Annotated in this window: 23 protein-coding genes; 8 read left to right on the top strand and 15 right to left on the bottom strand. The window is 67.6% G+C overall.

The window, feature by feature from the left end:
• Positions 1–5: 5 nt before the first annotated feature.
• Both CDOO_RS12915 and CDOO_RS12910 read right to left on the bottom strand, forming a co-directional pair.
• Positions 6–2,465: a hypothetical protein gene (locus CDOO_RS12915; protein ID WP_018022389.1), complete on the bottom strand. Its 2,460-nt coding sequence runs from the start codon at positions 2,463–2,465 to the stop codon at positions 6–8.
• Entirely contained in the window at positions 2,462–3,502 is a 1,041-nt protein-coding gene (locus tag CDOO_RS12910; RefSeq protein ID WP_018022390.1) for an NUDIX hydrolase, read from the bottom strand. The genes CDOO_RS12915 and CDOO_RS12910 overlap by 4 nt, the downstream gene beginning before the upstream one ends.
• Before the next feature lie 120 nt (positions 3,503–3,622).
• Between CDOO_RS12910 and CDOO_RS12905 the strand changes: the two genes are divergently transcribed.
• Genes CDOO_RS12905 through CDOO_RS12890 form a run of 4 tightly spaced genes read left to right on the top strand, consistent with a single transcriptional unit; the run spans position 3,623 to position 6,833 of the window.
• Positions 3,623–5,113 (top strand): CCA tRNA nucleotidyltransferase, encoded by a 1,491-nt coding sequence (locus CDOO_RS12905; protein ID WP_018022391.1) that lies wholly within the window; start codon positions 3,623–3,625, stop codon positions 5,111–5,113.
• Positions 5,114–5,161: 48 nt separating this feature from the next.
• Entirely contained in the window at positions 5,162–5,767 is a 606-nt protein-coding gene (locus CDOO_RS12900) for a YqgE/AlgH family protein (RefSeq protein WP_018022392.1), read from the top strand.
• The gene (locus CDOO_RS12895) at positions 5,767–6,495 is read left to right on the top strand and encodes an AzlC family ABC transporter permease (RefSeq protein WP_018022393.1); all 729 of its coding nucleotides are present in this window, start codon (positions 5,767–5,769) and stop codon (positions 6,493–6,495) included. Before CDOO_RS12900 ends, CDOO_RS12895 begins: the two co-directional genes overlap by 1 nt.
• Before the next feature lie 29 nt (positions 6,496–6,524).
• The gene (locus CDOO_RS12890; protein WP_051064086.1) at positions 6,525–6,833 is read left to right on the top strand and encodes an AzlD domain-containing protein; all 309 of its coding nucleotides are present in this window, start codon (positions 6,525–6,527) and stop codon (positions 6,831–6,833) included.
• On the opposite strand, the gene CDOO_RS12885 is transcribed toward CDOO_RS12890, so the two are convergent.
• The 10 genes from CDOO_RS12885 to CDOO_RS12840 form a co-directional block, all read right to left on the bottom strand.
• Entirely contained in the window at positions 6,834–7,154 is a 321-nt protein-coding gene (locus tag CDOO_RS12885) for a hypothetical protein (RefSeq protein WP_018022395.1), read from the bottom strand.
• 29 nt (positions 7,155–7,183) lie between these two features.
• Positions 7,184–8,143, bottom strand: a complete 960-nt coding sequence (locus CDOO_RS12880) for a bile acid:sodium symporter family protein (protein WP_018022396.1) — start codon at positions 8,141–8,143, stop codon at positions 7,184–7,186.
• A 62-nt stretch (positions 8,144–8,205) separates the two neighbouring features.
• Positions 8,206–8,586, bottom strand: a complete 381-nt coding sequence (locus tag CDOO_RS12875) for a Rieske (2Fe-2S) protein (protein ID WP_018022397.1) — start codon at positions 8,584–8,586, stop codon at positions 8,206–8,208.
• A 165-nt stretch (positions 8,587–8,751) separates the two neighbouring features.
• Positions 8,752–9,594: a tryptophan synthase subunit alpha gene (gene trpA / locus CDOO_RS12870; RefSeq protein WP_018022398.1), complete on the bottom strand. Its 843-nt coding sequence runs from the start codon at positions 9,592–9,594 to the stop codon at positions 8,752–8,754.
• A 4-nt stretch (positions 9,595–9,598) separates the two neighbouring features.
• Positions 9,599–10,873, bottom strand: a complete 1,275-nt coding sequence (gene trpB / locus CDOO_RS12865) for a tryptophan synthase subunit beta (protein WP_038573449.1) — start codon at positions 10,871–10,873, stop codon at positions 9,599–9,601.
• A 9-nt stretch (positions 10,874–10,882) separates the two neighbouring features.
• Positions 10,883–12,319 carry a bifunctional indole-3-glycerol-phosphate synthase TrpC/phosphoribosylanthranilate isomerase TrpF gene (gene trpCF / locus CDOO_RS12860; protein WP_018022400.1) on the bottom strand — a complete coding sequence of 479 codons (1,437 nt, stop codon included), beginning with the start codon at positions 12,317–12,319 and terminating at the stop codon, positions 10,883–10,885.
• Entirely contained in the window at positions 12,309–13,337 is a 1,029-nt protein-coding gene (gene trpD, locus CDOO_RS12855; RefSeq protein WP_018022401.1) for an anthranilate phosphoribosyltransferase, read from the bottom strand. Before trpD ends, trpCF begins: the two co-directional genes overlap by 11 nt.
• Positions 13,338–13,359: 22 nt before the next feature.
• Positions 13,360–13,986, bottom strand: coding sequence for an anthranilate synthase component II (locus CDOO_RS12850; protein WP_018022402.1), 627 nt, complete (start codon positions 13,984–13,986; stop codon positions 13,360–13,362).
• Positions 13,986–15,563: an anthranilate synthase component 1 gene (locus CDOO_RS12845; RefSeq protein ID WP_018022403.1), complete on the bottom strand. Its 1,578-nt coding sequence runs from the start codon at positions 15,561–15,563 to the stop codon at positions 13,986–13,988. The genes CDOO_RS12850 and CDOO_RS12845 overlap by 1 nt, the downstream gene beginning before the upstream one ends.
• A 261-nt stretch (positions 15,564–15,824) precedes the next feature.
• On the bottom strand, positions 15,825–16,262 hold the full coding sequence (locus CDOO_RS12840) for an SdpI family protein (RefSeq protein WP_018022404.1): 438 nt from the start codon (positions 16,260–16,262) through the stop codon (positions 15,825–15,827).
• 208 nt (positions 16,263–16,470) lie between these two features.
• Here CDOO_RS12840 and CDOO_RS12835 point away from each other — a divergent pair, with 208 nt between their 5' ends.
• Positions 16,471–17,727, top strand: a complete 1,257-nt coding sequence (locus CDOO_RS12835; protein WP_018022405.1) for a dicarboxylate/amino acid:cation symporter — start codon at positions 16,471–16,473, stop codon at positions 17,725–17,727.
• Between the two features lie 76 nt (positions 17,728–17,803).
• On the opposite strand, the gene CDOO_RS12830 is transcribed toward CDOO_RS12835, so the two are convergent.
• From CDOO_RS12830 to CDOO_RS12820, 3 genes are all read right to left on the bottom strand, one after another.
• Complete coding sequence (locus CDOO_RS12830; RefSeq protein WP_018022406.1) at positions 17,804–18,382, bottom strand: hypothetical protein; 579 nt, start codon at positions 18,380–18,382, stop codon at positions 17,804–17,806.
• Positions 18,383–18,404: 22 nt separating this feature from the next.
• Entirely contained in the window at positions 18,405–18,794 is a 390-nt protein-coding gene (locus CDOO_RS12825; RefSeq protein WP_018022407.1) for a PH domain-containing protein, read from the bottom strand.
• A gap of 96 nt (positions 18,795–18,890) precedes the next feature.
• Positions 18,891–20,210, bottom strand: a complete 1,320-nt coding sequence (locus CDOO_RS12820) for an FAD-dependent oxidoreductase (protein ID WP_018022408.1) — start codon at positions 20,208–20,210, stop codon at positions 18,891–18,893.
• Between the two features lie 93 nt (positions 20,211–20,303).
• On the opposite strand from CDOO_RS12820, the gene leuS reads away from it, so the two are divergent.
• From leuS to CDOO_RS12805, 3 genes are read left to right on the top strand one after another with little or no spacing between them, the layout of a single operon-like run.
• Positions 20,304–23,144: a leucine--tRNA ligase gene (gene leuS, locus CDOO_RS12815; RefSeq protein WP_018022409.1), complete on the top strand. Its 2,841-nt coding sequence runs from the start codon at positions 20,304–20,306 to the stop codon at positions 23,142–23,144.
• 39 nt (positions 23,145–23,183) lie between these two features.
• Positions 23,184–23,552 (top strand): YidH family protein, encoded by a 369-nt coding sequence (locus tag CDOO_RS12810; protein ID WP_018022410.1) that lies wholly within the window; start codon positions 23,184–23,186, stop codon positions 23,550–23,552.
• Entirely contained in the window at positions 23,549–23,875 is a 327-nt protein-coding gene (locus CDOO_RS12805) for a DUF202 domain-containing protein (RefSeq protein ID WP_018022411.1), read from the top strand. The genes CDOO_RS12810 and CDOO_RS12805 overlap by 4 nt, the downstream gene beginning before the upstream one ends.
• Positions 23,876–23,878 lie beyond the last annotated feature (3 nt).

Below are 23,878 nucleotides of genomic sequence, written 5' to 3'. Positions count from 1 at the left end.
GGGTGTTAGCCCGAGTCGGGTGGTCGTCGGTGCCGGGAGGCCAGGCGCGCCACCACCCCGACCACCAGGACCAGCGCGAGCAGCCCCATCGCGGTGAGCAGGACGAGTGACCCGCCGCGGGTCTGCACGGTGATGTCCACCGGCGCGGAGATGGCCGAGCCGTCGGGCGTGGCCAGCCACAGCCGCAGTTCCGTCTGCTCGGCCTTATCGGGCAGGTCGGCGGTCATGGAGGTGGTGATGGAGCCGAAGGCCGGGATGCGCACCACGTCGGGCGTGGTCAGCCGCACCCCCTCGGCATCGGTGTCGTGGCTGATATGCGCCTCCACCGGCAGCGGCAGCCGGTTCTCCGCGACGATGAGCAGGGGGGAGCTTTCCGACGTCCGGGTGTACACGTTGCCCGGCGGAAGCAGTGCGATGGACTCCCGCAGCTGCTGCACCGCGGCCCCGCTGCCCGCGAGGATGGCCCCCGAGCGATCGACGGATTCCTCGTAGCTCCGGGCGTTCGCCCGGCCGGGCCAGCCCGGCCAGCTCAGGGAGCGGATCTGGTCGCGTCGCAACGGCAGTGTGTAGCCGTAGCGGGTCAGGGCCAGCGCGGGGTCGTTGGAGAGGATGCGGGTGAGGTCGTCCGTGTACCCGGCCTGCTGGCCGGCCTGGAGGATCTCCGCGTCGGAGTAGACGCTGGGGTCCGCGAAGGGCGAGCCGAAGGCCGGCTCGGGGTCGTCGGCGAGCGGTGGTGCGTCGATGAGTGCGCGGGACTCCTCTTCCGTGGGGGCGAGGTAGTCCGGCACGCTCAGCGGCGTGGCCTGCCCGGTGGCGAGCAGGCGGTTGGCGGCGTCGACGGTGCGCTGGGCGGTGTCCGGCTCCAGGGTGAGCGGCAGCGCCGCGAGGACCGGCTGATCGTCCGTTCCCACGGCGAGGTCCAGCGCGGATGCCGCCGTGATGTCGCGGGACAGGGTGGAGTCCAGGTTGAGGTCGTAGCGCAGGTAGGGGTTGGAGTAACCGACCGTGGCCGGGTTCGGACCGGTCGCGGCAAGGGTGGCGGCGAGCGAGTCGTCGTAACCCGCCGACATGATGCCGGGCGCCAGGGTGTGGAACCTGCCCGCGCCCTGCCCGGACCACACGGTGTTGCCCGCCACGAGGGTGCTCACCGTCTGCTGCGGCACGGGGGCCGCCGCAGAGGGGGTGTCGGCCACGGCGTGGGAGGCCTCCCACGCGGCACTCATCCCGCCCGTGGGAACGGTCGAGCGGGAGTGATCCGCCCAGCCCAGAGCGGAGACCGTTGGCGGGGAGACGTAACCGGCGGGTGAGATGATCGTGTTGGTCACTCCGGGCGTGCCCAGGATCTGGTTGAGGGTCGCGGGCCCGCGTTCCAGCGTCTCCCGGACCAGCCACTCATCGTCGGTGGCGGCGACCGCGTCCACGCTGGCGCTCGCCCAGGGCAGGGCGATGATGCACCGGGTCGAGGCGATCTCCGTCAGGCGGGCGATCCACGCCGCGGCGTCCTCCGCACCCGTCCCGGCCACGCCCTCGTCCGCGTCATCCTCGCTGCCCCAGGAGTCACGCAGGCGCTGCGGGCGTTCCGGGAGCCGCTGTTCCGCGCCCACGGTGTATCCCTGCGACATGCGGCTCACGACGTCGACAAGCTCCGGATCGATCGCGAGGCACGACGCCGCGCCGGGGGCGCTCTCCGCGTAGATCTCCAGCAGCCGTGTCAGGCGCCCGTCGGCCGTGAGCTGGCCGGCGAGTTGGTCGGATTCGAGAAGCAGCGGCTGCTGCTGCGGCGCCGCGCCCGTCTCGCCCGGGGTGATGTCCACCTCGGCGGTGACGGGATAGAGCAGGGACAACCCCGGGACATCGGTGGGTTTCTCCTGCTCGCCGACGGGCAGCAGGAACCGCTCCGTCTCCATGACACCCGCGCCGCCGGAAACAGGATCGGTCCCCAGCAGCGAAAACAGCACGGGGTACACGCCGGGCTCGGAGATGGACAGCGTCGATGCCGCCGCCGAGTCGGTGGCGGTGGTGACGGTGACCTCGCGGGACTCCCCCGGGTCCAGCGGTTCGATGTCGAGGGACTGCGCGTAGTAGCCGTAGCTTGTCGACGGCGCCGCCAGCCCCTCCCGCGCCTGCGGCACCGCGGAGACCGCGTCCGCACGTTGCGGGGTGAGCGACAGGTCGTCGATGCGCTGGTCGGAGGAGTTGGTCAGGCGCAGGGTCACCGTCAGCGTGGCGCCCGGGGCCAGCGGTCCGTTATCCAGGGCGGGTGCGGCGACGAGGTCGATCTGCACCGGCGAGGAGGATTCCCCCGGCCGGGCGCTGTCGCTCTCCCATTGATCGTCCGCCGCGTCGGTCCCGGGGGCCACGGGCACCGCGATCCCCTGCGCGTTCGCGCCGGGCAGGGGGCTAGCCGCCAGCGCGCCGACGAGGGCTACGGCGCCGAGACGGGCGGCCGTTCTTCCCGCCGTCACCGGGGGGTGGCCCTTCCCTCAGCTTTCTCTTGCCGGGCGAGGTCCGGGAGCCGGTCATGGGCGATGCGGGCGAGTTTGCGCTCGTCGGCGTAGGCCAGGTGCTCGATAAGCTCCGAGGCGGGGATCCACGCCACCTCCGTGACCTCGGGATCCTCGTCGTTGAGGTCACCGTCGGCGTAGCGCAGCAGGTGGTGGTGCACCGTCTTGTGGATGCGCACCCCGTCGGACACGAACCAGTAGTCGATGACACCGAGCTCGGTGATCACCGTTCCGCTGATGCCCGTCTCCTCCCAGACCTCACGCTCCGCGGTCGCGGCATGGCCCTCCCCCGGTTCCACGTGCCCCTTGGGCATGGACCACAGCAGGCGGCCACGTCGGTCGAGCCGACCGATGAGAGCGACGTAGATGCGGGAGAGATCGACGTCCCCGTTCGTGCCGACAGCCTCCGCGAGGCCGGACATGACCAGCCCTCCCGCCGAGGTCTCGTCCCGCGTGACCATCCGCGACGTGTCGGGCCCGCGGTGACGGTTCGCCGAGGTGTTGCGGTTGTGCTGGACCTGGCCCTGCCCCTGGCCCTGCCGCTGCCGGTGGGAGGACTGGCCGCGCCGGTACTCGTTCCCGCCCTTGGTGCCGGTGCGGCGGTTCTGCCCGCCCCGGGAGGAGCGGGTTTCCGCACCGGCACCGGCGGTTTCCGCGGCCGGCTGCGTCGCGGTCTCCTGGGGGTTCTGCTGGCTCTGCTGGTTTCTGGGGCGGTTCGCCTGGTTGCCCCGGTTCTTGCCGCCCCGGCTGGACCGGCGGCGACGCTGTCGCGGGCGATTCGTCGACTCGCCGCCGGATTCTTCCCCGCCGGATTTCGGGGCGGGCTCCGGCTGCGGCACGCTCTGGCCCTGCTGGGAGTTGCCCTGCTGGGCCTGCTGGGGCGACTGGCCACGACGGCGGGAGCGGCGTCGTCCGCGACGTCGCTGTCCCTTCTGGGCGCCCGTGGCCTCCGACGACCCGCCGGAGCGGGCCTCAGAGGCATTGTCGTTGTCAGTCATCCCCTGAATGGTATCCGCTGGATACCCAAATGGGAGATTCCTCTACCCGGTGGCGCGCGGGTATCTTCCCGCCCTCCCACCCGATGGGGTGGCCCCGGGCCGGGCGGTAAGGTGTGTCGCGTGACAAGCTCTCATGAATCCCGTGGTGAACAGGCGACCGACACCAGCGAGGAGGCCCTAGCACAGCTCGTCCGTGCCCAGAACACCATCTCCGGACTCGCCCCGGTTCTGGTCGACCTCGTGGCGGCCTTCGACGCGGCGGGCCACGCGCTCTACCTCGTCGGCGGCTCGGTCCGCGACGCCCTCCTCGGCCGTCTCGGCAACGACCTCGACTTCACCACCCCGGCCAGGCCCGACGTGGTGAAGGAGCTTCTCGACGCCCAGTGCGAGGTGGTCTGGGACACGGGCATTGAGTATGGAACCGTCTCCGCCCAGCACCGGGGCCAGCAGATTGAGATCACCACGTTCCGTTCCGACCTCTACGACGGTGACTCCCGCAACCCCGAGGTGACGTTCGGCGACACCCTCGAGGGCGATCTCGTGCGCCGGGATTTCACCATTAACGCCATGGCGGTCCGCCTCACCATGGTCGACGGCGAGCTGGCCTCCGAGTTCCATGACTCGGCCGGGGGGCTGGCGGATCTCTCCCGCCGGGTGCTGGACACGCCCGGCACCCCGGAGCAGTCCTTCAACGACGATCCCCTGCGCATGCTCCGTGCCGCTCGTTTTGTCAGTCAGCTGGAATTCAGCGTCGCCAAGCGTGTTCAGGACGCCATGACGGACATGGCGGGGCAGATTTCGCGGATCACGGCTGAACGGGTGCATGTCGAGCTCAACAAACTCATCGGTGGTGCGGACCCCTCCGCCGGGATCGATCTCCTGGTGGAGACCGGTCTGGGCGCGATCGTGCTTCCCGAGGTCGGCGCGCTGAAGATGACCGAGGACGAGCACAAACAGCACAAGGACGTGTACCGCCACTCGCTTCAGGTCATGCGGCAGGCGATCGACCAGGAGGATCCGGAGCAGGGCCCCGACCTCGTGCTGCGGTGGGCCGCGCTGCTGCACGACATCGGCAAGCCGGACACCAAGGAGCTCAAGGAGGGCGGGGGCGTGAGCTTCCACCACCACGAGGTCGTCGGCGCCAAGCTGGCGCGTAAGCGGCTGAAGGAGCTGAAGTTCTCCAAGTCCGACGTCTCCGACATCTCGCAGCTGGTGTTCCTGCACATGCGTTTCCACGGTTACGGCGAGGGCGCGTGGAGCGATTCCGCGGTGCGGCGTTACGTCGCCGACGCCGGGGATCTGCTTCCTCGCCTGCATAAACTGGTGCGCGCGGACTCCACCACCCGCAACCCGAAGAAGGCCGGCCGGCTCCAGCGCACCTACGACGACCTGGAGAAGCGGATTGCCGAGATCGCGGAGAAGGAGGATCTCGCCCGCGTGCGCCCGGATCTCGACGGCGACGAGATCATGCGCATCCTCGACCTCCGCCCCGGCCCCGACGTCGGCCGGGCGTGGTCCTTTCTCAAGGAGCTGCGCCTGGAACACGGGCCGCTGGAACGCGAGGAAGCCACCCGCCTGCTTCGTGAATGGTGGGCTGGCGAGCAGGCGTGAGCCCACCTAGAGTTGCCAGACACGCCCACTGAAAAAAGGATCGTCCCCGTGCCCAGTTTCTACGCTGACCGCCTGTTCACCGCCCTGGAGCGCGGGGAACCCTCCCCCGGCATGCTGCTCATCTCCGCTCCGGGCATGCTGTCCGACATGTTCGCCCGTTCCGTGATCCTCATCATCGAGCACAACGAGGTGCTGACCTTCGGCGTCAACCTCACCCAGCGCAGCGAGCTCGCGGTGGCCAACCTCATGCCCGAGTGGGCCGACGTGGTGGCCAAGCCGCAGGCCCTGTACATCGGTGGCCCCGTGAATCAGCAGTCCGTCGTCGGGCTCGGCGTCACCCGGCCGGGCGTGGACATCAACGCGGCGCCCCAGCTCAATCGGCTCGCCAACCGCCTCGCCCACATCGACCTGCGGTCGGACCCCGCGGAGCTGGGTGAGCTCGTCGAGGGCATGCGACTGTTCGCCGGTTACTGCGAGTGGGCTCCCGGCCAGCTCGACGACGAGATCGAACGCGGCGACTGGTACATCGTGCCGGCGCTGCCCGGCGATGTCATCATGCCCGGCCGCGCCGACCTCTGGGGAGATGTCATGCGCCGCCAGCCGATGCCGCTGCCGCTGTTCTCCACCTACCCCGCCGACGTCGCGGAAAACTGATGCCCGCGCGCGGCGAGGTGGCGGCGGGCCTGCGCGACAGCTGGGCCGTCGGCCTAGGACTCGTCCCGCTGGGGCTCGCCTTCGGCCTCCTGGTCGTGCAGACGGGTTTCGACTGGTGGTGGGCCCCGGTCTTCTCCATCGTGCTGTACGCGGGGTCCATGGAGTTTCTGGCGCTCGGCCTGATCACCGCGGGCACGGGGTGGGTCACCGCGCTCATCATCGGCGTCCTGGTCAACTTCCGGCACATCTTCTACGGGCTCACCTATCCCCGCCACCGGATCGGCCCGCTGCTGGGGCGCGGGTACGCCACCTACGCACTCACCGATGAGGTCTATGCCATTACCGGCCGCTTCGGCTCTGATGGTCTGGAGGACGGTCGGCCCGTCTCCTCGACCCGTCTGCTCACCATCTCGCTGTTCTGCCAGCTGTCCTGGGTGATCTCGGGCATCGTGGGCGCGCTAGGCGGCTCCGCGGTGGTGATCTCCTGGGAGGGTCTCGACTTCGCGCTCACCGCGTTGTTTGTCGTCCTCGCCGTGGAGGCGTTCCGCAACAACCCCGACTTCTCACTCCCCCTGTGCGCTGCCCTGTTCGGAGTGGCCGCGGCCCTCCTGCTCCCGCAGCAGCTCCTGCTGGCTGCGCTGAGTGTCTACTTCGTACTGCTGGTGGTTCGTTTTCTTTCGCCGCGTATCGACGCCCTGCTCACCCTCCGCCCCGAGGAACGGCGTTAGTGGGCCTGCCGGAGGGTGTCACCCTCGAGATGGTGCTTGTGGTGATGGTGCCCATCGCGTTGGTCACGGTGATCCTGCGCGTGGTTCCCTTCTCCATCCGTAAGTCGCTCGGCTCCTCCAGCCTCGTCCATCTTCTCGGGGTGACCATGCCCGTGGGAGTGATGACCGTTCTGGTTGTGTACACCCTGGCCGGGCAGACCTCAGCCCCGGGAGGGTTGCTCCCGGGGCTGCTGGCGGTGGCGGCGACGCTGGCCCTTCACCTGTGGTTGAACAAGCCGGCCTGGTCGATCCTGCTGGGCACGGCGTTCTACATGGTCCTGGTCAACCTGGTGTTCTAGTCAGGCCCCGGGGAATTTCGCCAGCGCCTCGGTCCACAGGGCGTGGAACTCATCGGCTCGCAGACGGGTGACGCTGATGTCGGGGAAGTCTCCGTAGGTGTCCGGGTGGGGCACGGTTTCCATCGGGGCCTGTGCCTGCCCCGCGCTCCGGCCCTCCCCGACGAACCCCATGATGGTGTCGTCCGGAGCGAGTTCGATGATGCGTTTCATGCGGCACGTCGTCTGGTCGATCTCTTCGAGATCCGCGATGTGGACGGCGGTTCCTGCTCCGGGGACGGTGAGTTCGGTACGGACGTAGTGGCGAGGTTTCACGTGAAACATCGTCGTCGCTGTCGCCCGTTTAGGCAAACCTAGGCGTCCTGGCGGCCGTAGCGGGCGGCTAGCCACGAGCACATCATGAGCTGGATCTGGTGGTAGATCATCAGCGGCAGGATGAGCAGTCCGAGTGAGCTCGCGCCGAAGATGACCGTGGCCATGGGGAGCCCGGTGGCCAGGGACTTCTTGGATCCACAGAACTCGATGGCGATGGTGTCCGCCCGGTTAAATCCGAGCCTGGTGGCCGCGAACCGGGTGAGCCAGAGCATCGCCGCCACGAGGGCCGCGGAGAAGACGCAGAGGAAGATGATCTCCCCCACCGAAACCTGGCTCCAGATGCCGGCGACCATCCCCGCGGAGAACGCGGAGTACACCACCATGGTGATGGAACCCCGGTCGACGATCTTGGTGGCCTTGCTGGCGGCGATGTCCTTGGTCCACCGACGGGTGAGCTGCCCGAGGACAAACGGCAGGAGCAGCAGGAGCGCGATGTCGAGGAAGACGCTAGAGTCGATGGTGATGCCGTCTCCCGTGGACATGAGCAGCAGCACGAGCAGCGGGGTCGCCAGCACACCCACCAGCGAGGAGGCCGAGGCGGCGACGATCGCCCCGGCTATGTTGCCGCGGGCGATTGAGGTGAAGGCCACCGAGGATTGCACGGTGCTGGGTACCAGCGCGAGGAAGACGATGCCCCGGTAGAGCTCCTCGGAGATGAAGGGGGTGAGGACGGGTCGCAGCGCGAGGGCGATGAGCGGGTACACCACGAAGGTGAACGCCAGGATGGTCAGGTGCAGCTTCCAGTGGGTCAGGCCCGCCAGCGCCTCGCGGGTGGAGAGGCGCGCGCCATAGAGGTAGAAGAGCAGGGCGATGGCGACGTTGGTGGCCACCTGGAAGGCGTCGGCAAAAGATCCTCGCGCCGGAAAGATGATGGCAACGATGACGGCCAGGACTATGAGCACGATGAGTGGATCTGTTCCCTTGATGCGTTCGATCATGGTGAGTCACTCTATCGGGTCTCAGTATCCCGCAGGATGTTTCACGTGAAACGGCCGGGCCGTTAGAGCGTCGCTGAGACGGTCCCGTCTTCGGCGGTGGCGCTCCCCCGCGTCAGGGGATCGCGGGCGACGCCGCTGACGACAGAGCCGTCAGCGATGTCGAAGGTGGACCCGTGGGCCGTGCACGTGACTGTCCCGCCGTCGATCTTGTCGATGGTGTTGCCCTGGTGTGGGCAGGTACGGGAGTATGCGGCGAACTGCCCTGCCGTGGGCTGCGCGATGATGATGTCGCCCGCGAACACGGCCCCGCCGACGGGCACGTCACCGATCGCGATGCTTTCGGCGGCCTTGCTGCCGCAGGCGGCGAGGAACGCGCCCGCCGCGGTGGTCGCGGTCGCCAGGAGGAAAGTTCTTCTGCTGCACGAGATCGGAGAGTCGCTCATGGGTTCCAGTATGCCCTCCCGTCGGGGAAGGTGGGCCGGGAGGGTCAATGGCGGGCCTCCCCCATTATCGGGCAGAGCCTCTAGTCTGACACTTCTGTGACGTTATCTTTCCCTGGTGCCCGCCGGGAGAAATAACGTCACTGTGCGAAAAAACTGCGGTCAGCTTCAGCTGCGTGTCGCTTCCTTCATCTCGGAGACAAACTCCGCGATGTCCGCGCGCAGCGCCGCCATGTCGGAGATCTTGCCGGGCTCGGGGTGCTCGCCCTCCGAGTGCGCGTCGATAATCTTGGTCAGTGCGGAACCGGTGATCGCACCGGACGCCCCGGCCGCGATGGCGTCCCGGACGTGGGTGGGCGAGGAGATGCCGAATCCCAGGAGAACCGGGGCGCCCCCGAACCGGTTGACGTTGTCCACCACTTCCTTCAGCCCGGACGTGTCCGACTCCTTCTCCGTACCGGTGACTCCGTCGCGGGAGATCGCGTAGATGTATCCCCTGGATCGAGCAGCCACGCCCTTCAGCGAGGCCTCCGAGGCCTGGGCGGGGGCGATGAAGATGGGAGCGATCCCCGCTGCCTCCGCAGCTGCGGCGAAGGGAGCACCCTCGCGGGCGGGGACGTCGGGCAGCAGGATGGAGTCTGCACCGGCGTCCTTGAACTCCTGGTAGAACGCCTCCAGGCCGCGTACGTAGGCGACGTTGGCGTAGATGAGCATGCCGATAGGCAGGTCGGGGTAGGCCTCGCGGGTCCTGCGGATCAGCTCCAGGCACTTCTGCACCGTGGAGCCCCCGTCGAGCGCCCGGATGTGGGACTTCTGGATGGTGGGCCCGTCCGCCACGGGGTCGGAGAAGGGGACGCCGAGCTCGAGGGCGTCGGCACCCGCCTCAACGACGGCCTGGATGATCTCCCAGCTGTCGTCGATGTTGGGGTCGGCGAGCATGAGGAAGGGGACAAACGCTCCTTCGTCCTTCTCCCCCAGTGAGCGGAACAATGCTTCATAACGGTCGGTCATGGCTCTAGTTCTCCTTGTAGGTGGGGAAGTCTTCGTCGGCGAGGACGTAGTCGGGGCGCTCGTCGAGGGTGCGGCGGACGTGGTCGACGTCCTTGTCGCCGCGGCCGGACAGGCAGACGAGGATGTTCAGTTTCTCCCCGGCGGCTTCGGCCTCGGCCGCCCGGCGCAGCGCGTAGGCGAAGGCGTGCGCGGACTCCAGCGCGGGGATGATGCCCTCGGTGCGCGCGAGGATCTGGAACGCGGCGAGGGATTCCTTATCGGTGACGGGAACGTACTTCGCCCGGCCGGTCTTGGCCAGGTGAGCGTGCTGCGGTCCGACTGCCGGGTAGTCCAGGCCGGCGGAGATGGAGTAGGACTCGGTGACCTGACCGTCCGGGTTGCGCATGAGGTAGGACTTAGTGCCGTGGAGGATGCCGATGTTTCCCTCGGCGATGGCCGCGCCGTGTTTGCCGGTTTCCACCCCCTCTCCCCCGGGCTCGGTGCCCACGAGCTCGACCGATTCATCCAGCAGGAAGTCGGCGAACATGCCGATCGCGTTGGAGCCGCCGCCGACAGAAGCCACGACGACGTCGGGCAGCGCACCGGTGCGTTCGACCATCTGCGCCTTGGACTCCTCGGAAATCACCCGGTGGAAGTCCCGCACGATGGCGGGGAAGGGATGCGGACCGGCTGCCGTGCCCAGGAGATAGTGGGAGTCGTGGAAGGTCGCGGTCCAGTCGCGCAACGCCTCATTGACGGCGTCCTTGAGGGTTCCGGACCCGGCATCCACCGGAATGACCTCCGCGCCGTGCAGGCGCATGCGGTACACGTTGGGCTGCTGGCGGGCGACGTCCTTGGCACCCATGTAGATGACACAGTCGAGCCCGAGCAGAGCACACACGAGCGCGGTTGCCGTGCCGTGCTGGCCGGCGCCCGTCTCGGCGATGATGCGGGTCTTGCCCATCTGCTTGGCCAGCAGCGCCTGACCGATGACCTGGTTGGTCTTGTGTGCGCCGCCGTGGACGAGGTCTTCGCGCTTGAGGAAGATGCGGGCGTTATCGCCGGTGACCGCGTTGCGCACCTCGGTCAATGGCGTGGGGCGGCCGAGGTAATCCTTGAGCAGGCGTCGGAACTCGGTCATGAACTCCTCGCTGGCCCAGGCGTCGATGAACGCCTGCTCCAGCTGGTCCAGGGCCGGGATGAGGGATTCGGGCACGAACTGCCCGCCGAACTCCCCGAAATAGGCGGGGAGTTTCGGCTGGCCGCCGATGCCGTCGTACGTGGGTGAGGTGTCGGTCATGATTGTCCTTTAGTAGGAGAACTGTCGGATGGTCTGGAAGATGTCGGTGAGGGCGCCCGTGTCCTTGTGCCCGGCCCAGGCGCCCGCCCCGGCGGGGTACTCGACGCCCGAGTTGAGGTCGACCCCGGCGCATCCCGCGGCGAGCGCGTCCCGGATGTTCCCCGGGGAGATCCCGCCGGCGAGCAGCGACATGGTCTTCACCTCGGCCGGGATGGTGTTCCAGTCGAAGGAGGTACCCGTTCCGCCGTCCCCGGCGTCGAGCACAAGCCGGGTTACTGCACCAGATTCAGCGAGATGCTTGGCGACGTCCGGCCCCTGCTCCCCCGTCATGGACACCGCGCGCCAGATTTCCACGCCCTCGCCGACCTGCTGGCGCACGTTGGCGATGAGCTTGAGTTCGGCGTCGATAGATCCCTGGTAGGGGGAATGGATCTGGAGCGCGTGGATGCCATCAACGAGCCGCTCCGCCCAGCCCGATGTTTCACGTGAAACAGCCACGTATGCGAGATCTGGTTCGCGGGCGATAATCGACGCCGCTGTTTCACGTGAAACATTGCGACGCGAGGACGGGTCGAAGATCAGGCCTCCGTAGACCGCGCCTGCGGCCCGGGCTGCCTGCGCGGCGGACCAGGATGTGAGGCCGCAGACCTTGTTCGGGCCGTAGACCAGCTCGCGGGCAGCCCGGTCCACGTCCGGTTGACCGGTGAGCTGGGAGCCGACCAGGAATCCGTTGGAGTGCCCGCCGAGACGGCGCACCGTTTCCGAATCGCGGATCCCCGACTCGGACACGACGACGACATCGTCGGGGATATTGACAGTGAGGGTCTTCGAGCGGGACAGGTCGATGGAGAGATCGTGCAGGTTGCGGTGGTTGATGCCCACGATCTTCGGCCCGAGTCGCAGGGCGCGCTGGACCTCCTCCTCGGTGATCGCCTCGGTGAGCACGTCCATGCCCAGGCGGGTCGCCTCGTCCGACAGCGAGCGGTACTCCTCGTCGGAGACGACGGAGAGCATAAGCAGGATGGCGTCGGCGCCGAAGTACCGTGCGGCATGCACCTGGATCTCGTCGACGATGAAGTCCTTGCACAGCACGGGCAGGTGGGTTGAGTTGGCCACGGTGGCGAGGTGGTCGTAGTCGCCGCCGAAGCGGTCCGGCTCGCAGAGCACGGAGATGCCGGAGGCGTAGCGGGAGTAAACCCGGGCGATCGCTCCCGGCTCGTAGTGCTCGCGGATCATCCCCAGGGACGGGGAAGAAGACTTGCACTCCATGATGAACCGGTTGAGCCCCCGCCCCTCTCCCCCGCCGAGGGAGTCATAGAGCGAGCGGGTGGACACGGGCAACGTGGCGGGATCGACGTGGGCGATGCGCTCGCGGATCTCCGCGAGGTGTCCCCGCCGGCCTTCGACGATGCCCTCCAGAACGGTGGGCAGGGAGCTACTCGCCATAGTTGGCCTCCTCGTGGGTGCGCAGCCATTCGGCGACGACGCGGGCGTCGATGAGTTCCCGGGCCTGGTCGGCGCCCTCGCGGAAGGAAGGTGCCTTGCCGTAGAGATAGAACATCGCGCCAGTCGTGGCGATGATGGCGTCGCGGTGCGCGGGTTTGCCGCGGCCCTCGAACACGTCGTAGAGCAGGCGCGCGTTCTTCTGGCCGTCGCCGCCCTCGAGGTCGGCGAACGTGTGGGTGCCCACGCCGAAGTCGTCCGGCGTGAGTTCGTAGTGCTGGATTTCGCCGTCGCGGGTGAGCTCCCAGACGAGGGTGCGGCCGGTGACGGCGATCTCGTCGGAGCCGTCGCCATGCACGACCAGCGCGCGGCCGCGCCCGAGCTCCCGGAAGGTCTCGGCGATCATCTGGCCCTGCTCCGGCCGGGCAACGCCCATGATCTGGAACTCCGGGCGGGCGGGCGAGAGGATGGGGCCGAGGGTGTTGAAGATCGTGGGGAACTTCAGCCCCCGGCGCACCGGCTGCACGTGGCCGATTGCGGGGTTGTAGGCCGGGGCGAAGAGGAAGGTGAAGTTCGAGGCCTCGAACTGGCGCACCGCGCGCTCCGGGTCGAGGTCGAGGGGGATCTTCATGCTCTCCAGCACGTCGGCCGAACCGGACTTGGAAGAGACGGAGCGGTTGCCGCACTTGACCATCTTCACGCCGCCCGCGGCAGCGGTGAGGGAGGCCGCGGTGGTGATGTTGATGGTGTTCTTGCCGTCTCCACCCGTGCCCGCGGTGTCCATGATGCCCTTGCCGGTGATGGGGAACGGCCGGCCGGCCTTGAGGAAGGCGTGGGCGGCGCCGAGGAGATCGTTGGCCGTCTCCCCGCGGACCTTCACGGCGGTAAGCAGCGCCGCGATGTGGATGTCGTCGTAGTCGCCCACCGTCAGCGGGGTGAACGCCGCGGTGACCTCCTCGACGCTGGGTGCCGGGTTGTCGATGAACTGCACCAGATTCTTCAGGGTGTCCGTGCTGGTCATAATCCTGGGCTCCTTCTTTGATCTATCGGGTCAATAGTTGGTCGATGCAACGGCTGAGCATGATCGGCCCGGCGGGCGTGAGGATCGACTCCGGGTGGTACTGCAGGCCGAGCGCCCGGCCGTCGATAGTTTCCGCCGCCATGACCACGTCGCCGATCTCCGTAGGCGCGGTGGCCAGGAACACCATGGATTCCGGAACCCGCGCGCACCCGAGAGAGTGGTAGCGCGCCACGGGAACCTCGCGGCCGGGACGATCCGGGTGAGCGGGATCAGCGTCGATCGCGAGGCCGGCGAAGACGGGGTGGCGGGTGCCGACGTCGGTGAGCGTCATCGGCAGCGACTTCCCGTGCTCGGGGCCGCAGGCCACGACGGAGCCGCCGTGGTGCTCGAGCAGCGCCTGGAAGCCGAGGCAGATGCCCAGGATCGGGGTGGTGGGCAGGCAGGCGTCGATAAGCGCCATCATGTTGCCGGCCTCCCTGGGGTGGCTGGGTCCGGGAGAAAGGATGATGAGGTCGGGTTCGGTCTTGAGGACCGATTCGACGGGGACCGTGTTGCGGAAGACCGTGAGATCGTGGCCGGTCTGCGCGGCGGCGTCGACAAGGTTGTAGACGAAGCTGTCGTGGTTGTCGATCAGTACGATGCGGGACATCAGCGCACCACCTCCAGGTCGGCGCCCGCCGCGAGGGCGATGGCGTGAAGAACGGCATAGGCCTTGTGCAGGGTTTCGTCGGCCTCGGCCTGCGGGCTGGAGTCGCGGACGACGCCGGCGCCTGCTTGCACCGCGGCCACTCCCCTGCTGACGTAGGCGGAGCGGATGACGATGCAGTTGTCCATGAGACCGTCGCCACGCAGATAGCCGACCGCGCCGCCGTAGGACCCGCGACGTGTCATCTCCACGCCGCGCAGCAGCTCCACCGCCTTGAGCTTCGGGGCTCCGGTGAGGGTGCCCATGTTCATGCAGGCGCGGTAGGCGTCGAGCGCGTCGAGATCCTCGGCGAGGGTGGCCGTCACCCGCGATACCAGGTGCATGACCCGGGAGTAGCGGTCCACCTGCAGCAGATCCGCCACCTTGCGAGTCCCGGGAACAGCGACGCGGGCGAGGTCGTTGCGGGCCAGGTCGACGAGCATGGTGTGCTCGGCGATCTCCTTGGCGTCCGTGCGCATGGCCAGCTCCATGCGGATGTCCAGCTCGTCGTCGACTGAGCCGTCGGGACGCAGACCGCGCGGGCGGGTGCCCGCGATGGGATACAGCTGGATCTCCCGGTCGCGGGGGTCGAACTTGAGGTTGGACTCCGGGGAGGCACCGAAGAGCTCGTAACCCTCCCCGTCGCGGTCGAGCCCTCGGGCGTAGAACATGTACGGGCTCGGATTGGTCTCACGCAGCTGCCGGTAGGCCGCAAATGCATCCGGACACGGCGCAGTGAAGGTGCGGGCAGGCACCACCTGATAAACGTCACCGTTACGAATATGGTGTTTGAGGTCCTCGACCTGCGAGCGGAACTTGTCGTCGGTGATGTCCACCTCGACGGTCAGTGTTGACGACTCGGTGGGGGTCGGCTCATAGGCGTGCTCGGCGCCGGGCTCTGCCGCGGCGATGGCGTCGACCAGAGTGTCGAGACGCGAAGACAGCGTATCGACGCCGTTTCCAGCCGCTACGCCGTGGAGCTTCGCCGTCCGCTCCTGATGGTTGATGGTCAGCACCACCTCGGCGAGGACAAACTGGAAATCGGGGTAGGTGTTGATGCTCTCCCCCACCGCCGGGAGCTCCTCGAAGGTGGCCAGGTAGTCGAACGCGAACCCGCCGGCCAGCATCGGCAGCACATTGGCCTCGCCTGCGTATTCGGCGCCCGTGGTCAGCGCGCGCAGCACCTCGACGCTGGAGACGGCGGACAACCGCGCTCGCTCATCCGCCGCGTCGGAGGGCGGGAACGTGAAGCGGCCGGAGCCCTCGTGGAACTCGGCGAGCTGGGACGCAAGGCGCTCGGCGAAATAGTCGCCGCTCGGACTCAGGGGCTCGGCGGTCACGGTGTCGCCGTCGCAGGTCAGGCGCAGTGAGGACTCCAGCACCGCGACGGAGTTGAGGCCGGACTTGGTGGTGATGTCCGCGGACTCGAACAGCACCGAGTCGGTGGCGTCAGCGGCTCCGAGGTGGGCGAAGAGGCTGGACGCGTCCTCGTGATAGCGCACCGGACGGCTGAGCGTGACGGGGCGGGCAGTGGTCGGCATGAGAGGGGCGACTACCTTTCTTCTGCTGCGGGGCGGATCGGTGGGGCTTCGAGAGTCCTGCGCCGCGTGAGGGTAGTTGTCCTCTGCTGGGCCAAAGGAGAAGGCCCGCGACGCAGTCCTGTGGGTAAGGACGCTGGCGGGCCTAGATTCGGCAACAACTGCTGGGTGGCTCGCCTGTTAAGCGCGCCACCACCACTGGGAGTGCTTTGTGTTGCTCACAATACAGCAGCTTAGCCGCGCCTCGGGTGGGCGCGCAACCTGTCAGCGCTCTTCGTGCCGGTCAGCCTGGGAGGCGGCGCGGCGAAGCGCCTCGAGATCCACGGCGGGCGCGGGAGCTGCGGGCTGGCTCTTCTTCTCCAGCTCCTCTGCCACGTCGATGGTGGCCGCGGCGCGGGCACCGGCGTTGGCCCCGGCCCCGACGGCGATGAGGGCGACCAGGACGGTCGCGGCGGGGATCAGCCACATCGACCCCTCGGCGCGGAAGGCCACCAGCGCGCCGAATACCAGTGCCACGCCACCGACGAGCCAGAACATGCCGGCCACGTGGTGGGCGGCGTCCCAGATTTTCCGGGACTTGCGGACCTCGGCCACGCGGATACCCACGACGGAGTTACCCGGAAGTTTCCTGGCCGCGGCCAGCCCCCCGACGATGAGCAGGACGACGGCGAGCAGGGCCAGGATGGTGCCGAAGACGATCATGGTTAGAGAGTCTATCGGGCCGGCTTTGCAGCCGGACGAGGGAGCCACGACTGGGGGACCGGATGGAACCGGGGCGAAAACTGCCACACACGTCCAGGCTTTGTTAGGTAAAACACTTTGGGCCGGTGTAATTTTAGTGGGTACTTTGTGTGAGCCTCCGGCCGCGTCCGCGCCGCGCTGACCCGTCAAATCTAGAAAGCAGTACACCATGACAACTAAGGGACTACTGAACTCCCTGCTGGCGCGGATCGTCGTCGCCATCATCCTGGGCATCATCTGCAGCTTCTTCTTCCCCGAGTGGCTCGCCCGCATCTTCACCACCTTCAACGGGCTGTTCGGCAACTTCCTCGGGTTCTTCGTGCCCGTGCTCATCTTCGCGCTCATCACCCCGGCCATCGCCGGCCTGGGACGCGGCGCCGGCAAGTGGCTGGCCATCACCATGGGCATCGCCTACGGCTCGACCATCGTCGCCGGCACCGTCGCCTACCTCGTCGCGCGCGCGCTCTACCCGTCCATGCTGGGTGGCCAGAGCATCGGCGGCGTCGCCGACATCTCCGAGGGCGCGCTGCCCCCCTACTTCGACCTGGAGATGGAGCCGCCGTTCGCGGTGATGACCGCGCTTCTGCTGGCCTTCTGCGTGGGCGTGGCGATGACCGTCGTCAAGTCCGACACCCTCTACGCGGCGTCGCGCGAGCTCGAAGCGGTGATCATGAAGATCATCGAGAAATTTGTCATCCCGCTGCTGCCGATCTACATCTTCGGCACCTTCCTCGACCTGGGCATGAATGGCAACCTCGCGGACGTGCTGGTCACGTTCGGCAAGGTGCTCGTCCTGGCGATCGTGCTCACCATCCTCTTCATCGTGGTGCAGTACCTCATCGCCGGCGCGATCGGCGGGAAGAACCCCCTCTCCTCGCTGAGGAACATGCTGCCGGCGTACTTCACGGCACTGGGCACCTCGTCCTCCGCGGCGACGATCCCCGTCACCCTCGAGGCGACCCGGACCAACAACGTGAGCAAGAACGTCGCCGGTTTTGTCATTCCCCTGTGTGCGACCATGCACCTCTCCGGCTCGATGATCAAGATCACACTGTTCGCCTTCGCCATCGTGTTCATGTCCGGCATGGAGGTCTCCGTCGGCCTGGCCATCGGCTTCCTGCTCATGCTGGGCATCACCATGGTCGCGGCCCCCGGCGTTCCGGGTGGCGCCATCATGGCGGCCGTGGGCCTGCTGGGGTCGATGCTCGGATTCGATGAGTCGATGATCGCCCTCATGATCGCCGCCTACATCTCCATCGACTCCTTCGGTACCGCTGCCAACGTCACCGGCGACGGCGCGATCGCCATCATCGTGGATCGTTTCGCCAAGGATTCCATGGGATCACGCGAGGAGCAGGACGCGGAGGAGGCAGCGCTTGTCGACGCCGGTTCCACCGCCTCCTCTGAAACCAACCTGGAGCGCTAACCCGACCCAGCGACGCCGACAGCCCCGCCCCAGAAATTCTGGGTGCGGGGCTGTTTCACGTGAAACATTGCAGTTTCTAGTTGGCGTAGAGCATGTCCTCCGCGCCGCAGATACGGAGCGATTCCTTCCCCTCGGGCGGAACCGGCGCGTGAGCGTCGATGGTTTCCCGCAGGTAGCAGTCCTCCGCCAGTCCCTGCGCCTGGGAGCGGCCGTCTGCCTCCAGCCACTGCCAGCGATCATCCACGCGCACCGCCCAGCTGTTCACGCCGGTGGACTGGAGGGCCACGTTGGCCCAGTGACCGTCGCAGGACTCGAGTACCATCTGGTCCTGTATGGGCTGCTCGCCGACGTCGGCGGCGATGGTGTCCACGCTGCACTCGGCGGCGGGGGCCGTCTGCTCACCGGGAGATGCGGATGCCCCGGGAGCGGGAGCTACCGGGGCCTCGCCCGGTCGGTCGATCGTCGAGGTGGGCTCTTCGCTGGTCCAGGGCCGGTCGCTCTCGCTGGGCTGAACCACGGAAGACGGGGTGGTGGATTCCGCGGCCTGCGGCTGGGTCGTGCCCACGGCACCGTCGCTGTTGTCCGAGCTGCAAGCGGTGAGGGTGGCGGCCGACAGCGCGGCGGCAGCGGTGAGCGCGAGGAATCGGGAGGTCATGCTCCCGACTTTAGCCCGGCCTTCAGCTTTTGCGCAGGCAGGTCGCGAGCAGAACCTGGATGTCCTTCAGTGCCTCGTTGTCCCGGATCTCCATCGTCAGGATCGGGGTGATTGAGGACGAAATGTAGATGTAGAGTTCGCTGTCGCGGTCCAGGTTTCCGGCGGTCTCCACCGAGAATCGACTGATGGAGGAGTAGGGAATGGTCTGGTACGACTTCTTCTTACCGGTCAGGCCCTGCACGTCCACGGAGATGATTCGCCAGTCGGTGAAGACAACCAGGTCGCGGAAGAGGTTGAACGCGTTGAAGACCTGCTCGTCCGGAAGGAGGACACGATCCTCCGCGAGCCTGCGCACGACCTCGCGGGGATCGACGTTCGTGGCGTTGCCCAGCATGTTGTCGAACAGTCCCATCGTGACCGCCCCTTCTCTTGGTTGTGTACGCGGTAGGTCCCGGTATCACAGCGGAGTCTATCCCGGTCACGCCGTATTGGGGCAGGTTCTCACTCCCTAACCAAGAACCTGGTTGAACACCTCGGAAGTGCTGGGATGGGTGTAGATTCCGTCCCCCAACTCGGCGGCGGAAACTCCGTGTCGCATGGCCACAGCCACGGTGTTGATCAGCTCCTGGGAGTCCACGCAGAACAGCGTCGCGCCGAGGATGAGTCCAGTCTGTGTGTCCACGATGAACTTCGCCATCCCGTCGGTCTCCCCCACGATTTTCGGCCGCGGCACGATGGGCATGTCCTTGATGAGGCCTTGGCGAACCTCGATGTCGTAACCCGCGTCAATGGCCTCCTGTTCGCCAAGACCGATGGTGGACAGCGGCGGTTCGAGGAAGGTTGTCGTGGGGAAGATCCGCTCGTCGGTGGAGTGGCCCTCGCGGTCCGCCAACTGCGCGAGCACGATGCGGTGGTCGTCATAGGAGATGTAAGTGAACTGCGGGCCGCCCGTGACGTCCCCGACCGCCCAGACCCCGTCGACGGAGGTGCGCAGATGCGTGTCGACGACCACCTCGCCCCGCTCCCCCACCTCGATGCCTGCGTCCTCGAGCCCCAGGCCGGCGGTGGCCGGGTGCCGGCCGATGGCGACGAGGGCGGCGTCGACAAGCGTCTTTTCCTCGCCGTAGCTGACCTCGAGGCCGGAGCCGGTGTCGGAGAAGCCGCTGACGCGGGCGCCGGTGACGATGTCCACGCCGCGCTCGCGCAGCAGGTCCGCGCCGAGCGCGGCGACGTCCTGGTCGAAGGCACCGAGCGGGCGGTCGCCGGAGTCGAGGACCGTGACGCGGGCGCCCTGGCCGGAGAACAGCGTGGCGAACTCCAGCCCGATCGGGCCGCCGCCGACGATGGCGAGGTGCCGCGGGGTCGGGGTGATGTGCTGGATGGAGGTGGAGTCGTAGACGCGGGGGCTGTCGATACCGGGTATGTCCGGCCAGTTCGGGGCGGATCCGGTGTTGATGATCACCCGGTCGGCGGTAAGCCGCAGCTCGTCGTCGCCGGCGGAGACCGAGATCTCCTTCGCGGCGAGGAAGCGCGCGTCGCCGGTGATGACGGTGACCCCGGCGTCTTCGGCAAGCTTCAGGTTGGCGGCGTTGAGGGTGCCGATCAGCGTGTCGCGCGCCTCGACGGCCGCGGGGAAGTCTGCGCCGGAGGCCGTCTCAAAGAGCAGCTTCTTCGTGGGCACGCAGCCGATGTTGATGCAGGTGCCGCCGTACATCGTGGGATCGCGCTCGATGAGCGCCACGGAGTCACCTGCCGTGGCCCGTTTCATGGCGATCGTCTTGCCGGCTTTTCCGAATCCGACGACGATGAGGTCGAAGCTTTTCTCCATGAGTTCCCTGCGTTTCCTTGTCGTTTGAGCACTGAGCTGTGAACGTCGACGCCAGGCTAGTCGTGTCCACCCCACCTACTAGACTTGGCGGACATGACGAACCCGAGCTCCACCCAGGGCCCCGAGCACCGCTACACCGCGCAGGTGGCCAACACCATCGAGAACCAGTGGCAGAAATACTGGCTCGACAACGGCACCTTCCACGCCCCTAACCCCGTCGGCGACCTCGCCCCAGCGGCGGGCGAGACCCTGCCCGAGGACAAGCTCTTTGTCCAGGACATGTTCCCCTACCCCTCCGGCGCGGGCCTGCACGTGGGCCACCCGCTCGGTTACATCGCCACGGACGTCTACGCGCGCTACAACCGCATGCTGGGTAAGAACGTCCTGCACACGCTGGGTTATGACTCCTTCGGCCTGCCCGCCGAGCAGTACGCGATCCAGACGGGAACGCATCCGCGCACGACCACGATGGCCAACATCGAGAACATGCGCCGTCAGCTCGGCGCCCTCGGCCTCGGCCACGACGAGCGCCGCTCGGTGGCCACCACGGACCGTGAGTTCTATCGCTGGACCCAGTGGATCTTCCTGCAGATCTACAACTCCTGGTTCGATGAGGACCAGCAGAAGGCTCGCCCGATCAGTGAGCTTATCGACGAACTGCGCACCGGTTCGCGGAAAACCAGGGACGGGCGCGACTACAACTCCCTGAGCCCGGCGGAGCAGCAGGAGGCCGTCAACGACTTCCGCCTGGTCTACCGCTCGAACTCCATGGTCAACTGGTGCCCGGGCCTGGGCACCGTCCTGGCCAACGAGGAGGTCACCGCCGACGGCCGATCGGAGCGCGGCAACTTCCCCGTCTTCCGCAAGAAACTCTCCCAGTGGATGATGCGCATCACCGCGTACTCGGACCGCCTGGTCGATGACCTGGACAAGCTGGACTGGCCGGACAAGGTCAAGTCCATGCAGCGCAACTGGATCGGCCGCTCCCGCGGTGCCGAGGTGACGTTTACCGCCGGAGACGTGCCCATCACGGTGTTCACCACCCGCGCGGACACCCTTTTCGGTGCGACCTTCATGGCCGTGGCCCCGGAGGCGGAGATCGCGGAGCGGCTGGTTTCGGACGAGGAGTACGGAGCGGACGTCGATAAGCGCTGGACGATGGGCGAATCCTCGCCCCGTGCCGCGCTGGCGAAATACCGCCGCAGCATCGCCGCGAAGTCGGACGTGGAACGCCAGGAGAACAAGGAGAAGACCGGCGTCTTCCTGGGCACCTACGCCACCAACCCCGTCAACGGCGCGCAGATCCCCGTGTTCGCCGCGGACTACGTCCTGGCCGGTTACGGCACAGGCGCGCTCATGGCCGTGCCCGCGCACGACGAGCGCGACTACGAATTCGCCCGCGACTTCGGCATCGACATCATCCCGGTGCTCGACGGCGACGTCTCCGAGTCCGCCTTCACCGAGGACGCCCCGCACATCAACTCCGCCAACGATCATGGCCTGGACCTGGACGGTCTGGGCAAGCAGGAGGCCATCGACGCCACCATCGACTGGCTGGTCGTCGGCGGGCACGGCGTGGGCAAGATCCAGTACAAGCTGCGCGACTGGCTCTTCGCCCGCCAGCGCTACTGGGGCGAGCCCTTCCCCATCGTCTACGACGAGGACGGCAACGCCCACGCCCTGCCGGAGGAGATGCTCCTCGTGGAGCTGCCGGAGGTGGATGACTACGCGCCCGTCGCCGTCGACCCGGACGACGCCGACTCCGAGCCGCAGCCGCCGCTGGCGAAGGTCACCGACTGGGTCAACGTCGAGCTCGACCTCGGCGACGGCCCGAAGACCTACAAGCGTGACACCAACGTCATGCCGCAGTGGGCCGGTTCCTCCTGGTACCAGCTGCGTTACGTGGATCCGACCAACTCCGAGAAGTTCGTCGACCTGGAGAACGAGCGCTACTGGACCGGACCGCAGTCCCCCGGCGACGTCGGCGGCGTGGACCTCTACGTCGGCGGTGTCGAGCACGCCGTGCTGCACCTGCTCTACTCGCGTTTCTGGCACAAGGTGCTCTTCGACCTCGGCCACGTCACCTCGTCCGAGCCCTACCGCCGCCTGTACAACCAGGGGTACATCCAGGCCTTCGCCTACACCGACGCCCGCGGCATCTACGTCCCGGCCGAGGAGGTCGAGGAGAAGGACGGAAAATTCTTCTACCAGGGCGAAGAGGTCACCCAGGAGTACGGCAAGATGGGCAAGTCCCTGAAGAACGCCGTCGCCCCCGACGACATCGTGCGCGACTTCGGCGCCGACACCCTGCGCGTGTACGAGATGGCCATGGGCCCGCTCGACACCTCCCGTCCCTGGGCGACCAAGGACGTCATCGGCTCGCACCGCTTCCTCCAGCGGCTGTGGCGCCTGGTGGTCAACGAGGAGACCGGCGAGGTCGTCGTCACCGACGCCGAGCCCACCGACGACGACCTGAAGGCCCTGCACCGCACCATCGCGGGCGTGCGCGAGGACTACGCCGCGCTGCGCGACAACACCGTGGTGGCCAAGCTCATCGAGTACGTCAACTACCTCACCAAGGCCTACCCCGCCGGCGCCCCGCGCGTGGCTGTCGAGCCCCTGGCACTCATGGTCTCCCCCATCGCCCCGCACATCACGGAGGAGCTGTGGACCCGACTGGGCCACGACGGCACCATCACCTTTGCGGCGTTCCCCACGCACGAGGAGAAATGGCTTGTCGACGACGAGGTCGAACTCCCCGTCCAGATCAACGGCAAGGTCCGCGCCCGCATCCTCGTCCCGGCCGACGCGGCGCAGGCGGACATCATCGCCGTCGCCCTGGCCGACGAGAAGGTGGCCGCGCAGCTCGAGGGCAGGAACCTGATCAAGCAGATCGTTGTCCCGGGCCGCATGGTCAACCTGGTGGTGAAGTAGGCCGGGCAGAACCAGACACCACCTCCTAGACTGTGCCGCGTGACTGAGAAGAGAACCTGGCTGGCCCGCACGCTGTTTCCGGACGGCACCGAGCCCGATCCCAGGTTCACCCTGGCCAACGAGCGCACGTTCCTCGCCTGGGTGCGCACCTCGCTGGCGTTTCTCGCGGGCGGGATCGCGCTGCAGGCCTTCGACATCCCGTCCCTGTCCACGAGGGTGCAGCACTTCGGTGCGCTCGTCGTGGTCGCGGTCGCCCTGCTCATCGCCGTGATCTCCGCCGCGAGGTGGGTCAACGTCGAGCGGGCCATGAGGCACGGGCGGCCCCTGCCGGCCCCGTCGCTCGTCCCGATCCTCGTGGTCGCCCTGATCATCGGGTGCACGATCGTTCTGGTGGGCCTGCTGCAGTGAGCACCGCCCACCACACCGATCCTGGGCTGCAGCCCGAGCGCACCACGCTGAGCTGGACCAGGACCGTGCTGTCCCTGGTGGTCTGTTCGCTGACCATGCTGCGCTGGGGCCACGCCTATCCGGGCGCGATCTACGCGCTCGCCGTGGTGATGGTGCTCGTCGGCGCCGCGGTGGTGGCGAGCACCCGGCGCAGGTACGCCGAGCAGGACGAGGGGCTCGCCGCGGAGAAACTGCCCCCCGCGCCGGGCGCGGTGTTCCTGCTCGCCGGCTCCCTGGCGCTGTTCGCGGCCTCCGAGCTGGTGCTGATTCTGGTGAGTAGTTAGGCC

Source organism: Corynebacterium doosanense CAU 212 = DSM 45436 (genome assembly GCF_000767055.1).
Taxonomy (GTDB): Bacteria; Actinomycetota; Actinomycetes; order Mycobacteriales; family Mycobacteriaceae; genus Corynebacterium; species Corynebacterium doosanense.
The sequence above is the reverse complement of the archived record's forward strand: the minus strand, read 5'-3'. Positions and strand labels throughout refer to the sequence as shown.